Annotated in this window: 15 protein-coding genes and 1 tRNA gene; 2 read left to right on the plus strand and 14 right to left on the minus strand. The window is 59.1% G+C overall.

What is annotated here, in order from left to right:
- The first annotated feature begins 1 nt into the window (after window position 1).
- Window positions 2-1,576 (plus strand): 2-polyprenylphenol 6-hydroxylase, encoded by a 1,575-nt coding sequence (gene ubiB / locus GGQ73_RS13435; RefSeq protein WP_174151754.1) that lies wholly within the window; start codon window positions 2-4, stop codon window positions 1,574-1,576.
- Between the two features lie 15 nt (window positions 1,577-1,591).
- Here ubiB and GGQ73_RS13440 read toward each other — a convergent pair whose 3' ends face one another.
- The 13 genes from GGQ73_RS13440 to GGQ73_RS13500 form a co-directional block, all read right to left on the minus strand.
- The gene (locus GGQ73_RS13440) at window positions 1,592-1,951 is read right to left on the minus strand and encodes an MmcQ/YjbR family DNA-binding protein (protein ID WP_183896750.1); all 360 of its coding nucleotides are present in this window, start codon (window positions 1,949-1,951) and stop codon (window positions 1,592-1,594) included.
- A complete protein-coding gene (gene coaBC / locus GGQ73_RS13445; RefSeq protein WP_183896751.1) occupies window positions 1,948-3,153 on the minus strand; it encodes a bifunctional phosphopantothenoylcysteine decarboxylase/phosphopantothenate--cysteine ligase CoaBC in 1,206 nt (401 codons plus the stop codon). Before coaBC ends, GGQ73_RS13440 begins: the two co-directional genes overlap by 4 nt.
- A gap of 47 nt (window positions 3,154-3,200) precedes the next feature.
- Entirely contained in the window at window positions 3,201-3,512 is a 312-nt protein-coding gene (locus tag GGQ73_RS13450) for a hypothetical protein (protein WP_183896752.1), read from the minus strand.
- A 196-nt stretch (window positions 3,513-3,708) separates the two neighbouring features.
- Window positions 3,709-5,019: a thymidine phosphorylase gene (gene deoA, locus GGQ73_RS13455; RefSeq protein WP_183896753.1), complete on the minus strand. Its 1,311-nt coding sequence runs from the start codon at window positions 5,017-5,019 to the stop codon at window positions 3,709-3,711.
- Between the two features lie 6 nt (window positions 5,020-5,025).
- Window positions 5,026-5,799, minus strand: coding sequence for a deoxyribose-phosphate aldolase (gene deoC / locus GGQ73_RS13460; RefSeq protein ID WP_174151749.1), 774 nt, complete (start codon window positions 5,797-5,799; stop codon window positions 5,026-5,028).
- A gap of 2 nt (window positions 5,800-5,801) precedes the next feature.
- Entirely contained in the window at window positions 5,802-6,602 is an 801-nt protein-coding gene (locus tag GGQ73_RS13465) for a purine-nucleoside phosphorylase (protein WP_174151748.1), read from the minus strand.
- Window positions 6,602-6,991 (minus strand): cytidine deaminase, encoded by a 390-nt coding sequence (locus GGQ73_RS13470; RefSeq protein WP_174151747.1) that lies wholly within the window; start codon window positions 6,989-6,991, stop codon window positions 6,602-6,604. The genes GGQ73_RS13465 and GGQ73_RS13470 overlap by 1 nt, the downstream gene beginning before the upstream one ends.
- A gap of 3 nt (window positions 6,992-6,994) precedes the next feature.
- A complete protein-coding gene (locus GGQ73_RS13475; RefSeq protein ID WP_183896754.1) occupies window positions 6,995-7,966 on the minus strand; it encodes an ABC transporter permease in 972 nt (323 codons plus the stop codon).
- Between the two features lie 5 nt (window positions 7,967-7,971).
- Window positions 7,972-9,075, minus strand: a complete 1,104-nt coding sequence (locus GGQ73_RS13480; RefSeq protein WP_183896755.1) for an ABC transporter permease — start codon at window positions 9,073-9,075, stop codon at window positions 7,972-7,974.
- A gap of 19 nt (window positions 9,076-9,094) precedes the next feature.
- A complete protein-coding gene (locus tag GGQ73_RS13485; RefSeq protein WP_183896814.1) occupies window positions 9,095-10,600 on the minus strand; it encodes an ABC transporter ATP-binding protein in 1,506 nt (501 codons plus the stop codon).
- A gap of 83 nt (window positions 10,601-10,683) precedes the next feature.
- The gene (locus tag GGQ73_RS13490; protein WP_174151744.1) at window positions 10,684-11,676 is read right to left on the minus strand and encodes a BMP family lipoprotein; all 993 of its coding nucleotides are present in this window, start codon (window positions 11,674-11,676) and stop codon (window positions 10,684-10,686) included.
- Between the two features lie 272 nt (window positions 11,677-11,948).
- Window positions 11,949-12,599 (minus strand): peptide-methionine (S)-S-oxide reductase MsrA, encoded by a 651-nt coding sequence (msrA, locus tag GGQ73_RS13495; protein ID WP_183896756.1) that lies wholly within the window; start codon window positions 12,597-12,599, stop codon window positions 11,949-11,951.
- Window positions 12,600-12,668: 69 nt separating this feature from the next.
- Window positions 12,669-12,986, minus strand: a complete 318-nt coding sequence (locus GGQ73_RS13500) for a hypothetical protein (RefSeq protein ID WP_183896757.1) — start codon at window positions 12,984-12,986, stop codon at window positions 12,669-12,671.
- Between the two features lie 240 nt (window positions 12,987-13,226).
- Between GGQ73_RS13500 and GGQ73_RS13505 the strand changes: the two genes are divergently transcribed.
- Window positions 13,227-13,316, plus strand: a tRNA-Ser gene (locus GGQ73_RS13505).
- 36 nt (window positions 13,317-13,352) lie between these two features.
- Here GGQ73_RS13505 and GGQ73_RS13510 read toward each other — a convergent pair.
- Window positions 13,353-14,585 carry an ROK family transcriptional regulator gene (locus tag GGQ73_RS13510; RefSeq protein WP_183896758.1) on the minus strand — a complete coding sequence of 411 codons (1,233 nt, stop codon included), beginning with the start codon at window positions 14,583-14,585 and terminating at the stop codon, window positions 13,353-13,355.
- Window positions 14,586-14,810: the final 225 nt, after the last annotated feature.

Below are 14,810 nucleotides of genomic sequence, written 5' to 3' on the forward strand. Positions count from 1 at the left end.
CATGAGCACTCCCGGCGCATATTTTCGCCTTGCAAAGGTCGGCTGGGTTCTGGTGCGCGAAGGCGTGGTGCTGGCCCTGCCATCAGAGGATCTTCCCGCATCCGCCAAACTCGCCAAGGCGCTGCTCAAGCCCTTTGCCCGCAACCGTGCAAAACATGCCGACCGCCGCGACCGGCTGGCGACCGCCGTGGAAAGGCTCGGTCCTTCCTATGTGAAGATGGGCCAGTTTCTGGCGACACGCCCGGATGTGGTCGGTGCCGATTTTGCCGAAGACCTGTCACGCTTGCAGGACAGGATGGCCTTTTTCCCCAACGCTGCGGCGAAGGCCAATATCGAGGGATCGCTCGGACGTCCGGTGTCCGATCTTTATCTGGAGTTCCGTGACCCGATTGCCGCCGCCTCGATTGCTCAAGTGCACCCGGCCATCGTGCGCACCTCCACGGGGCAGAAGAGGGTGGCCGTGAAGGTCATCCGCCCCGGCGTGCGTCAGCGCTTCCAGAACGATCTGGAGGCGATGTATCTGATTGCCGATCTTCAGCAGCGTTTCGTCCGTTCCGCCCGGCGCCTTCGCCCGGTGGAGGTGACGCGCGCGCTGGAACAGACGACCAAGATCGAGATGGATTTGCGGCTGGAAGCGGCGGCGCTCTCTGAAATCGCTGAAAACACCAAGGGCGATCCCGGCTTTCGCGTGCCGGAGGTGGACTGGGAGCGCACGGGCCGCGATGTCGTCACCATGGAATGGATCGACGGCGTCAAGATGTCGGATGTGGCGGGCCTGCGGGCTGCCGGGCACGATCTCGATGCGCTGGCCGATACGCTCATCCAGTCCTTCCTGCGCCACACATTGCGGGACGGCTTCTTCCACGCCGACATGCATCCGGGTAACCTCTTCGTCGATCCACAGGGCATGATCGTTGCCGTGGACATGGGCATTGCCGGTCGGCTGGGCAAGAAGGAACGCCGTTTCCTGGCCGAAATTCTCTACGGCTTCATCACCCGCGACTACATGCGCGTGGCGGAGGTGCATTTCGAAGCGGGTTACGTTCCCGGCCACCATGACATTGCAAGCTTCGCCCAGGCGATCCGCGCCATAGGCGAGCCGATCCATGGTCAGCCAGCCGAAACCATCTCCATGGGCAAGCTGCTGACGCTTCTGTTTGAAGTGACGGAACTGTTCGACATGGAAACGCGGCCCGAACTGGTGATGCTGCAAAAGACCATGGTGGTGGTGGAAGGCGTCTCGCGCATTCTCAATCCGCGCTTCAATATGTGGAAGGCGGCAGACCCCGTCGTCAGCGGCTGGATCCGGGACAATCTTGGTCCCAAACGCATTGTGACCGACATGAAGGATGGCCTGAAAGCCGCCATCAAGCTTGCCGAAGCGGCACCGGAAATCGCGGCCAAGACCGAAAAGCTTCATGCTGATCTGGTCTATATGAGCGAACACGGCCTGCGCTTCGATGCCAGCACGGCCGAAGCCATCGGCAAGGCGGAAGCGAAACACACGCGCTGGGGCAGGATTGCGCTTTGGGTGATTGCGCTGGTGATGGTCTATATTGCGGTAAGGCTAGGGTAAGGCGGCATACCGACCTCACCCTAGCGCGATGCCCAGCTCGGCCCGCAGCTTGCGCGTCAGTCCCTTTGCCACCAGTTCGTAGGACCGGCGCACATAGTGCTCTAGGTCCTGTGCATCCAGGGGCGAATCGTCTGAAATGGAAATCCATTTTCGCCTGGCGAAATAGGGTGCCTGCGAAATGCCATCCAGCGCGGTGAGGATTTCAAAGCTTTCTTCCGCACATTTGATGACCAAGCGCCAGTCCTCGCGTTGGCCCAGAACGGCAAAAACCTTGGGGCCGACCTTGGCGACATGCGATTCCCACTGGTCAACGAAGCTGACGCCCGGCCATGCTTCAAGGGTCGTATCGAAAGAGTGGCGTTCGAAAAAGCTCATGCGAGCCTGTCCGCAATCAGCGCCGCCAGACGTCTTGCCACTTCGGCCTTGTCGAGATCGGGCCATGCGTCGATGCCATCTGCCGAGATGATCTTCACGCTGTTGCGATCTCCGCCCATGATGCCGGTTTCGGCAGAAACATCGTTGGCAACGATGAGATCGGCACCCTTGCGCGTGAGCTTGGCGCGTCCATTGGCTTCGACGTTCTCGGTTTCGGCTGCAAAACCGACGACGATTTTCGGCCTGCTCGCGTGATGGCCGATGGTCTTGAGAATATCGGGATTTTCCACCAGTTGCAGTGCCGGGGGCTGGTCTCCCTGTTGTTTCTTGATCTTCTGATCGAGCGATGTCGCCACACGCCAGTCGGCCACTGCCGCAACCATCACGGCGATATCGGTCGGAAGGTGGGAGACGACCGCAGCCAGCATCTGCTCGGCGCGCTCGACATGCACCGTGGTGACACCAGCGGGATCTGCAATCGTGACCGGACCGGAGACCAGCGTAACCTCCGCACCCAGCGCGGCCAAGGCCTTTGCAATGGCATGGCCTTGCTTGCCGGAGGAGCGGTTGGCAATATAGCGCACCGGATCGATCGGCTCATGGGTCGGGCCTGAGGTGACGATGGCTTTTTTTCCCGCCAGTGGTTTTGGTCCATGCTCCAATAGCGCTTCGACGGCCTCGACAATCTGCAGGGGCTCAGCCATTCGGCCTAGACCCACCTCGCCTTTCTCGGCCATTTCGCCTGCCATCGGCCCGATGAAGCCGATGCCATCGCCTTTCAGCGTTTCAATGTTGCGTTGCGTGGCTTTGGCCATCCACATTTTGGGGTTCATGGCGGGTGCGATGAGCACCCTGCGGTCGGTTGCCAGCAGCACCGTGGATGCCAGATCATCGGCCAGACCGTTTGCCATCTTTGCCATGAGATCGGCCGTGGCGGGTGCGACCAGAACGAGATCGCAATCGCGCGCCAGCCGGATGTGGCCGACATCCTGCTCGTCCTTGCGCGAAAACAGGTCCGTAAAGACATGGGTGGCCGACAACGCTCCGACGACGAGCGGGGTGATGAATTCCTGAGCGCCCCTGGTCATGACAGGTGTCACCCTGGCGCCGCGTTCCTTCAATCGACGAATGAGATCGAGGCTTTTATAGGCCGCGATGCCGCCGGAGATGATGAGAAGAATATGCTTGCCTGAAAGTGCCATGATGCCGACCGAATTCCCGTTTGGGTGGGAAACTAAGCCCTTGGCTTTCAAAGTGCAATCGCGCCGGACAAAGTGATGCGTTCACGCGGCGCAAGCGCCCGTGCTCTGTTTCGTTTCAACCCGGAGAGCCCACGCACATGCGCGGATGTCTCTGGTATGGTGTCGTCGTTGGCGTGCGCATGTGCGTGGCCATCGGTCTTTTCGTTCTTGCAGCCATGTCTTGCCCAGACCGGGCCGGAAAGATACCGGCCTGAGCGTGACAGGCAGTGTCCGACAGACCGTTTCGCCTCGCCCTGTCCGAAAGCCGTGAATGGTCTTTCGCGTCGCGGAAATCGGGTCCACCGGGCTTGCCCTGACATGGTATTCCTGATGCCTGGCCGCACGTCTGCGTTCACCCACCAGCCCTCACCGCCTTGATGGCTCGCGAAACATCTCCGCGGCGAAAGTGGGAGGATTGTAGGCATGGGTTCGGAAGCCGTGGAGAAAAGTTTTTTGACTTTTTTTGGTTTTCGGAGAGTTTTTTTAAACGCTGATATCTGCGTTTTTGCAGTGCGATCAGCCAACACGCCCCGAAATGATTGGCATGGCCGATACCGGTTCTTGCGAGATCGCATAAGCCCCGAGCACAGTTGCTCCGGCACGTCGCGCATCCTCTTGCGTTGAGGCATGCACCATGGCAATCGGCTGGTCTTTTTCCACGCGTGTTCCCAAAGGAAGGATCGCCGATACGCCGACACGATGATCGATCGCATCGCCGGGATGGCGACGACCGCCACCCAGTTCGACGACGACCATGCCAAGATCGCGCGTCTGGCAGGACGATAGCCAGCCCGCCTCATTGGCCAGCACCGGCACAATATAGGGTGCCTGAATGAGATAGGTGTTCGGTCTCTCCACGAAATCAGCGGGGCCACCCAGTGCGAAAATCATCTGCCCGAAACGCTCCAGGGCCTGACCGGAGTTCAATGCCTGACGCGCCTGCTGTTCGCCTTCGGCGAGGCTGGAAACGACAGCTGACTGCACCAGCATTTCAGCGGCAAAGGCAAAAACCAGTGTGTCGATGCGGGTCCCGGCTTTCTTGCCAGCGAGAAAATCCAGACAGTGAATAATTTCCAGCGCGTTGCCTGCGGTGTCGGCCAGAGGCTCGTTCATATCCGTGATATGGGCTGAGGTTTTGACGCCTGCGCCATTGGCAACGTCTACCAGGGAGCGCGCCAATTGCTCGGCTTCATCAGAGCTTTGCATGAAGGCGCCACTGCCGAATTTCACGTCGAGTACCAGCGTTTCAAGCCCGGCGGCGAGTTTCTTCGACAGGATGGAAGCGGTGATCAACGGTACGGAATCCACCGTCGCCGTCACGTCTCTGATGGCATAGAGCCGTTTGTCGGCAGGGGCGAGATCGCCGGTCTGGCCGATGATGGCGCAGCCGACACTGCTGACCGTGCGGCGAAACTGGGCCTCGTCCGGCATGACATCGTAGCCGGGAATCGATTCGAGCTTGTCCAGCGTGCCACCGGTGTGGCCAAGACCCCTTCCCGAAATCATCGGCACGGCGAGACCGCAGGCCGCAACGATGGGGGCGAGCATCAGCGATACGTTATCGCCCACGCCGCCGGTGGAGTGCTTGTCGGCGATCGGCTTGCCGATATCGGCCCAGGAGAGGACATCGCCGCTGTCGCGCATCGCCAGCGTCAGCGCCACGGTTTCATCCCGGCTCATGCCGCGAAAGAACACGGCCATGGCGAAGGCTGCCGCTTGGCCTTCGGAAATCTTGCCCGTGGACAGGCCGGAGATGAAGGCGGAGATATCATCCGCCGTCAGCACCTGACCATCGCGTTTGCGGCGGATGATTTCCTGCGGGATCATCTGATATCAGTATCCGCTGGCAGATTTCGCCGGTTCGCCACCACCCAGAACATTCAGGATATCGTCCAGAATGCCGGATGCGCCGAAGCGGAAGGTGGAGGGCATGGCCCAGTTGGGCTGCATGATCGTTTCTGCCAGACGCAGATAAAGCGTTGCATCTTCCACCGTGCCGATGCCACCGGCGGGCTTGAAGCCGACCTTCTTCTTGCTGTCTCTGATCGACTGCAACATGATGTCGGCGGCTTCCAGCGTGGCGTTGACGGTGACCTTGCCTGTAGAGGTCTTGATGAAGTCCGCACCCTCGGCAATGGCGATTTCGGAGGCGCGGCGGATCAACGTCTTGTCCTTCAATTCACCGGTCTCGATGATAACCTTGAGCAGAACCGGCGAAACGCATGCCGCGCGCACAGCGGCGACCATCTCGGTTACGGCATGTTCATCGCCTGCAATGAATTTTTTGTAGGGAATGACCAGATCGATTTCATCGGCACCATCGCGAATGGCGCGGTCTGTTTCGCTCACGACCGTTGCGACATCCAGATCGCCGGAGGGAAAGTTGACGACGGTTGCGATACGGATAGACGTATCCTTGCCGAAGGCGGCGCGGGCCTGTGCGACGAAACGTGGCCAGATGCAGATGGCGGCCGTCGTGCCATATGGCGTACGGGCCTTCTGGCACAGCGCAGCGATCTGCTCCGGCGTGCAGTCTTCCTTGAGATTGGTGAGGTCCAGCAAGGACAGGGCGAGAGCGGCGGCTTCGCGCGGGCGCTGAAGTTCCATGCTCAATTTCCTCCTGAAATCATTTCCGTTAAAATCGCGGCCAGTCGTGCGCCGCCTATGGGTGCCATGTCTTTGGTCTCTTCATGGCTCAATTCCGCGCCGGTCATTCCGGCACCGTAATTTGTAATAACGGAAGCGGCGGCAACGCGCATCCCGAAAAAGCGCGCAAGGATGACTTCCGGCACCGTGGACATGCCAACGGCATCGGCCCCGAGCGTGCGCGCCATGCGAATTTCCGCTGGCGTTTCGAAACTCGGGCCTGAAAACCACATATAGACCCCCGAAAACAAGGGCACGGTGGCGCGAATGGCGGCATTGCGCATGGCAATCGACAGATCGGCGTCATAGGCGCTGGTCATGCCAACGAAGCGGCCATCACTGTCTTCACCAATCAACGGGTTCATGCCGGAATAATTGATGTGATCGGTGATCTGCATGACCGATCCGGGTGGCATGTCCTGACGCACGGAGCCTGCCGCATTGGTGAGGATGAGCGCTTGCACGCCGATGCCTGAGAGAGCCTCGATGGCCGGACGCATGGCGCTCGCATTACCCCGCTCGTAATAATGCACACGGCCCGCCAGCATGATGATGGGTTGCCCGCCAAGATAGCCGGCCACCAGTTCACCTGCATGGCCCGAAACGGCACTTTCAGGAAAGCCGGGGATGTCGGCGTAAGGAATGCGAACAGCGTCGGTCACCTCGTCCACCAGAGAGCCCAGGCCCGAGCCGAGAACCACGGCGGTGCGTGGCATCAGCCCACTCAGCCTGTCCACGAGGACGTCGATGATCGCGTGATCCATCAATCCAACTCTGTCTTGAAGCTGAAGGGCAAAAGCTCTTCCATGGTCATGACCTTTTGAACACCGGCCTCATCGCAGAGATAAATCTTCGTATCGGCAGAGGCGAATTCTGCGATCTTCTGGCGACAACCGCCGCAGGGCGGGCAGAGCGCCAGCTTTTCAGCGATGACGGCGATTTCGGTGATCTTCTTTGCCCCACCCATGATCATGGCACTGATGGCGGAAGGCTCCGCGCACCAGCCCTGTGGAAAGGACAGGTTCTCGATATTGGCGCCCTTGTAGATCTTGCCATCTTCCGCGCGGATGGCGGCACCGACGGGAAACTTCGAATAGGGAGCGTGGGCGAAGGCCATGGCCTCGCGGGCTGCCTCGAACAATGCGTGCGACATGGTTTAACGCTCCTTGGAATAGGCCACGCCACCGGCCTTCGGCGGCTTGGCGATGCCGATGAAACCGGCTAGCAGAATGCAGGTGAGAATATAGGGCAGCGCCTGGAAAATCTGGACCGGCACTTCGCCAATGCCCGGAATGGCCTTGCCCTGCATGAAGTTTGCGACCGCATCCAGGAAGCCGAACAGCAGGCAGGCGAACATGACCGGTACCGGCTTCCATTTGGCGAAAATCAGGGCTGCCAGTGCGATATAACCCTTGCCCGCCGACATGTTGGCGATGAAGGCTGCCGACTGCGCGACGGCGAGATAGGTGCCGGCAAAGCCGCAGAGGAAACCGGCGACGATGACGGCGCGGAAACGCATCCATGTCACGGAGATGCCAGCCGTATCGACAGCACCGGGGTTTTCACCGACCGCACGCAGGCGCAAACCGAAGCGGGTGCGGTAAAGAACCCACCAGGAAATCGGCACGGCGATGAAGGCGAGATAGGTGAGAATATTGTTGCCGGAGATGACATTGGCATAGAGCGGGCCGATGAAGGGTATGTCGCGCACCATATCCACGCCTGGCAGGATGATGGGGGTGAAACGACCTTCACCGGGAATTTGCGGCGTGCGCCCCCCCTGCCCGAACCAGGCCTGCCCCAAGACCACCGTCAGACCGGCAGCCACAAAGTTGAGCGCGACGCCCGACACGATCTGGTTTCCGCGGTTGGTGATGACCGCAAAGCCGTGCACCAGCGAAAAGAAGATCGAGACGCCGATACCGGCGGCGAGACCCGCCCAGGGGTCGGACGTGATATAGGCGACGCAGGCGGATGCGAAGGCAGCGGCCAGCATCTTGCCCTCAAGCCCGATATCGAAAACACCGGCGCGCTCTGAAAACAGGCCTGCCAGCGCCGTAAACAACAGCGGAATGGTCAGGCGAACGGTCGAACCGAGAATGCTGACCAGCATATCGAAGGTTTCCATGGGCCTTACCTCTTCACGAATTGTTGGTAGATGCGCACAAGCGCGGGGCGATACATATATTCTAGCGCGCCTGCAAACAGGATGACGAGACCCTGAATGACGATGATCATCTCTCGGGTGATATTGGGCATTTCAAACGACAGATCAGCCCCGCCCTGGTAGAGGATGCCAAACAACAGCGCGGCGAAGACGATGCCGAGTGGATGACTTCGCCCCATCAACGATACGGCGATGCCGACGAAACCGGCGCCGCCAACAAACTCAACCTGCAACCGGGCGGATGCGCCCATGACAGGGTTGAGCGCCATCATTCCCGCCAGACCGCCCGAAATCAGCATGGCGATAATGACGGTGCGCGAATAGGGAATGCCTGCATAAACGGCCGCCGAGGGGCTGATGCCAAGCGTGCGCATTTCATAGCCCAGCTTGGTACGCCAGATCAGCACCCAGACCAGGAAAGCGGCAACCAGCGCGATGAGAAAGGACACGTTGAAGGGCGCAGGCCCAAGTTTCAGGCCGAACATCGCCATCAGCCAGTCCAGCTTCGGCAATTGGCCACCTGGCAGGAACGTGCGGGTTTCCGGCGCCATCTTGCCCGGCACGATGAAAACGTTGACCAGCAGGTAGACCATCAGCGCGGCGGCGATGAAGTTGAACATGATGGTGGTGATGACGACGTGGCTGCCACGCTTTGCCTGAAGCCAGCCGGGAATGAAGGCCCAGGCAGCACCGAACACGGCGGCACCGATGATGGCAAACGGCATGGTGACATACCAGGGCACGTAGCGATCCAGCGCGAGCGCGACCAAGGCAGCACCCAGCCCACCAATATAAGCCTGTCCTTCCGAACCGATGTTGAAGAGACCCGCATGGAAGGCGACGGCAACGGACAGGCCGGTGAAGATGAAGCTGGTGGTGTAAAACAGGGTGAAACCAATGGCGTCACCACGACCCAGCGCGCCTTCGATCAAAAGCCGCAGCGCCGCGAACGGGTCTTCGCCAATGCCCCAGACGACGAGCCCGGAGATGAAAAAGGCGGTGGCGAGGTTGAGGAACGGCAGGAGGCCGTAGGACATCCAGCTGGGAAGGGGAACGGAAGCTGTACTCATGAGCTTTAAAGCCTTTGCCTTATGCGGCGATGCCGGCCATCATCAGGCCCAGTGTCTGTTCTTCAGCTTGCGCCGTTTTTTCTCCGACAACCCGGCCCGCAAACATCACCAGAATGCGGTCCGACAGAGAGCGGATTTCATCCAGCTCCACCGACACCAGAAGAATAGCCTTGCCTGCATCGCGCATTTCGATAATGCGCCGGTGGATGAATTCGATGGCGCCGATATCCACGCCTCGCGTCGGCTGGCCGATGATCAGCATTTTCGGATCGCGCTCGATCTCGCGCGCAACGACGATCTTCTGCTGATTGCCGCCCGAGAAATTGGCGGTCTTCAAATTCGCGTTCGGTGGGCGGATGTCGTATTTCTCGATCTTTTCGATGGCATCCTTACGGATGGCTTCCGGGTTCAGGAACATGCCCTTGCCGTATTTCTCATCGCGGTGATAGCCGAGAATGGAGTTCTCATACTCCTCGAACTTCAGGACGAGCCCCATATGGTGGCGGTCTTCTGGAATGTGCGCCAGACCCAGCTTGCGCAAGACAGCCGGGTCGACCCTATCCACGGTCTTGCCGCCCATCAGGATTTCACCGGAATGGGGCTTGCGAATGCCGGCGATGGCTTCCAGCAATTCCGACTGGCCGTTGCCGGCCACACCGGCAATGCCGACGATTTCCCCCGCGCGCACATCAAACGAGACATCGTCCACCATGGTCACGCCACGGCTGTCCTTGACGGTGAGATTGCGAACCGAAAACAGGACCTCGCCCGGATTGGCTTCGCCCTTCTCAACCCGCAGAAGCACGCGACGGCCAACCATGAGTTCGGCCAGTTCCTCGACCGTGGTTTCCGAGGTCTTGCGTGTCGCCACCATCTCGCCACGGCGCATGACCGAGACCTCATCGGTGATCGCCATGATTTCGCGCAGCTTGTGGGTGATGAGGATAACGGTCTTGCCCTGATCCCTGAGAACGCCGAGGATTTTGAACAGGTGATCGGCTTCTGCCGGTGTCAGCACGCCGGTCGGCTCATCGAGGATGAGGATTTCGGCGCCGCGATACATGGCCTTCAAGATTTCGACGCGCTGTTGCAGGCCCACCGGCAAGTCCTCGATGATCGCATCGGGATTGACCTCGAGACCGTATTCGCTTTCCAGCCGCTTCAACTCCTTGCGGGTTGCCGCCGTGCCCTGGGCCAAGAGCATGCCGCCTTCAGCGCCCAGCATGATGTTTTCCAGCACCGAGAAATTCTCGACCAGCATGAAGTGCTGATGCACCATGCCGATACCGACATCGATGGCCGCCTGGCTATCCCGAATGTTGACGGGCTTGCCATCGATACGGATTTCCCCGGAATCTGCGGAATAGAAGCCGTAAAGGATCGACATCAATGTCGATTTTCCCGCGCCGTTTTCCCCGATGATGCCGTGGATGGTGCCCTTGGCAACGGTAAGATTGATATTCTTGTTGGCGTGCACGGTGCCGAATTTTTTATCGATACCGACAAGCTCGATCGCAGGTTCCATCGTCAACCCAAATGTCTCCGGAGGCTGGATATGAAAAGGGCGCAACGCGAATGCCGCGATGCGCCCCTGTTAAAATGATCACATCACTTCGGGCAGGAATTGTCAGACATATAGTCGTGAACCTTGACGGTGCCAGCAATGATGTCGGCCTTCGCCTTGTCCACAGCTGCCGTCATTTCCGGCGTGATCAGAGCCTTGTTGTTGTCGTCCAGAGCGTAGGCCACGCCATCTTCCTTGACGCCAAGCGACGTTACACCAGCGGTGAACTTGTCGTCCTTGGTGTCTTTGAAGGCGTTATAGACGGCCAGATCGACGCGCTTGACCATGGAGGTCAAAACGGAACCGGGATGCAGGTGGTTCTGGTTTGAATCCACGCCGATGGAGTATTTCTTGTTATCGGCTGCGGTCTGGAGAACGCCGAGACCTGTTGCGCCAGCTGCCGCGTAAATCACGTCCGCGCCCTGATCGAGCTGGTTCTTGGTCAGCTCGCCACCACGAACCGGATCGTTCCAGGCGGCACCGGTGGTTCCGGTCATGTTCTGGAAGACTTCGATCTTGTCGTTGGCGGCCTTTGCGCCCTGGGCGTAGCCGCAGGCGAATTTGCGGATCAATGGAATGTCCATGCCGCCGATAAAGCCGACCTTGCCGCTCTTGGAAGCCATGCCAGCCAGGAGACCGACGAGGTAGGACCCTTCCTCTTCCTTGTAGACGACAGAGCGCACATTCGGCAGCTCAACGACGGAGTCGATGATGGCGAATTTCGTGTCCGGGAACTCGGCTGCAACCTTTTCCATGGCTGATGTCCATGCAAACGACACCGCAACAACGGGGTTGAACCCGCGGCTGGCGAAGTTGCGAATGGCCTGCTCGCCCTGCGTGTCGCTGGTCGGCTCGAAATCGCGGTATTCGGTACCGGTTTCGGCCTTGAACTTTTCAGCGCCTGCGGCAGCGGCTTCGTTGAACGACTTGTCGAATTTGCCGCCCGTGCCATAGACCAGCGCAGGCTTGATGTCCGCAGCCAAAGCGGAAGCCGACATCGCGGCCAGCGCGAAAAGCGTCAGAAGGGATTTTTTCATTGTGCAGCCCTGTTGTTACAGTTTGGTTTTTTAAAGGGTCCTCCCGCAAACCCGTTGAAGCGGGCATGTCTGCGGAACCGCCAGCCTTTTCTAGACTGTGCGCGGCGATACTTGCACGCCTTCAAGAAAAATTCATCCGCTTTTTTTGACCCGATGGAAAAACCGTTAACTGCCGATATTTTCATCCCTTACAACAGGCATTTGCCAAAAAGAAAAGCGCCTCTCGACGTTTGATGACGTCAGAAGGCGCTCTCGATCAACTCAATTTCGGATCAACCGATGTTGCAGCTCACACCGGTTCCGCGCAGGCCACAATATCCGCCGGGGTTCTTGGCGAGATATTGCTGATGATAATCCTCGGCGTAATAGAAGATATCCAGCGGCTCGATTTCCGTCGTGATCGACTGATCGTGCCCGGCGGCCTTCAACGCCTGCTGGAACGTATCGCGCGCAGCCTTGGCCTGCGTCAGCTGCTCGTCGCTCGTCGTGTAAATGACGGAGCGATAGGTCGTGCCGATGTCGTTGCCCTGACGCATGCCCTGCGTCGGGTCGTGTTCCTCGAAGAAAATCTTCAGCAGGGCACCGAGCGAGACTTTTGCCGGATCATAGACCACCTTGACGACTTCGGCATGACCGGTCAGCCCGGTTGTGGTTTCCTGATAATGCGGATTGCGGGTCAAGCCGCCGGAATAGCCGACCGCGGTGACCCAAACGCCCGGCGTTTTCCAGAACAGACGTTCTGCACCCCAGAAACACCCCATGCCGAGGTAGACCGTTTCGAGGTGATCGGGATAGGGACCTTTGAGGGGGTTTCCGTTGACGAAGTGGTGCTCCGGCACGGTGACTTCTTCATCGCGACCGGGATAGGCCGTCTCTGGCGTCGGCATCGTGGTTTTCTTGGACTTGGTATCAAACCCGAACATTGCATTCTCCTTAGCGCGCACACATGCCGCCATTTGGTTTGTGCAGTCATGGTCGTGGCGAACCCGCCTCTAGGCGGAAAAGCGGCCCAGTGCCCTGCGCTTCCTGTATCCCGCCATCCAGAACAGGAGGGACAGGGCAAGAAGAACCGCAAAGGCAGGGACCATCGAAAGGCCATTTTCGAACCATCGCCACGCTTCAGGATGAATATAGTGCGCGACACCCGTTTGTGCCATGGCGAGCGAGGCGGGAAAAAACTCAAACCAGACATCCCGCGCACTCATCAGGTCTACCGATGAGGTGGAAACGGAGCGGATCGAATCAAACACGCCAACGCCCACGGCCGCTGCCAGACACACAAAACTAATGAACCGGAAAATCGCTTTCACGAAAAAACCTCTGCCGATGGCTGTTCAGGACCGCGCCGCCCTTGATGGACCGGCGCATTTTTATGGGCCTGTTTCCCCACTGGATAAAGGTGCCAACACCCCTTTGCAATCGCGGCGACGGAAAGGAATTGGCCGGCAAATGAAAAAACTGTCAGATTCAGGTTGATCCCAGCGAATTCATCGGTATATATCGCGCCGTTCCAGTGATTTGCAGTTTTCCAAACATGCAGACGTTTAGACGGACAGGTGGCCGAGTGGTTTAAGGCGCACGCCTGGAACGCGTGTGTGCGTGAAAGCGTACCGTGGGTTCGAATCCCACCCTGTCCGCCATCCTCTTCATCAAAACCTTCAGACACGTCAGCACGATCAACCTGTCGTTTCCTTGAACAGCACGTTCTGGTCGAGCAAATAACGCGAGAACAGCGGCAGGCTTGCGCCGCCGATGGCGCGGGCCTGGCTGCCGACAGCCCCTTCTCGGATTTCGGGGACGACGACGCCCTGGAGGTCGTGGAGATCGAGCGCCTTGCGGGTGGCGGCGGTGATGCGCGCGCGGACCCATTCTGGAAAACCGCCGTCGATGATGACGGAGGCGAAATCGATGATCGAGGCTGCGGCGAGAACAGCCTGGGCAAGTGCTGCAGCGGTGTTCTGGATCCAGCGTTCCAGAGGTTCGCCGAAATCGACCCATTCATCCGGCGAGAACCAGAGCGGTTTCGGGTCTATGTCGTTTTCGCGCAGCATGTCTTCCAGCACAAAGATCGAAGCGATCTTGAGAAGCGGTACGGTGGAGCCATCTCGTCCCTGCACCGGAAGCGGACCGATGGCGCCCGCAGCGCCCGTACGTCCGGAAAACAGGGCGGAATTCAGCACGACACCGCCGCCGATGAAGGAGCCGATGAAGACATAGAGAAAATCCGGGTAATTCTGACCGGCACCGAAAACAAGTTCTGCGCCACAGGCGCTTGTCGCATCGTTCTGGAGGAATACCGGATAATCAACCTTTTCGGCTACTCCCGCCCGCAGATCGACACTGCGCCAGCGGTCCATTTCCACCTGCGGAGCACCCACTTCCTGCGCCCAGCTCCACAATTCGAACGGGGCTGCGATGCCGATGCCCGCAATACGCTGGCGCTGGGTGGCTGTGAGTTGCGCTTCCAGTTCGGCAATGCCATCGACCACGAAAGGAATGATCCATTCCGGCATGGGATAGGGGTAGGTGTTGCGCAGCTTCAAGCGGATGTGCCCGACGAAATCCATCAGCACCAGATCCACGCTTCGACGACCGATTTTCACACCGAAGGAGAACACGGCGTCCGGGTTCAGTCGCATGGGCGTGGAGGGCTGCCCAACCTTGCCGCGCAGAGGTTCTCCACGGATCAGCAGTCCGTCGCTTTCAAGCGAGCGCATGATGACGGACACGGTCTGGGCCGACAGGCCGCTTCGGCGGGCAATCTCGGCTTTCGACAGGCCGCTGTGCCGTCTCACCAGCGACAGGACGAGACGTTCATTATAGGCGCGAACGCGCACCTGATTGGCGCCCCCGCTCACATCCGGTGCGGTTGCTGGCGCGTGCTGTTGAAGCTCGCTTGAGCGTCTCATATGGCATTTCCTCCCTGCCAGCGGCGTTTTCAGCCGCCTGCATATGCTCTCCCCAGCCTTGATTTGCTTGGAAAAAGTGGCGTCCTCTCACCCCGTTTCCCTCAGCTGAGGAAGGCTTAACATGCCATATGGAATTAATAATTCAATTGGATTTATTTATTGACAGCCGTCTGTTTTGGTGCTTCCATCTGTCGCAGTGGCTCCGCTCTTGGAGGAGAAGGGCCG

This window comes from Rhizobium skierniewicense, from assembly GCF_014196515.1.
Taxonomy (GTDB): Bacteria; Pseudomonadota; Alphaproteobacteria; order Rhizobiales; family Rhizobiaceae; genus Agrobacterium; species Agrobacterium skierniewicense.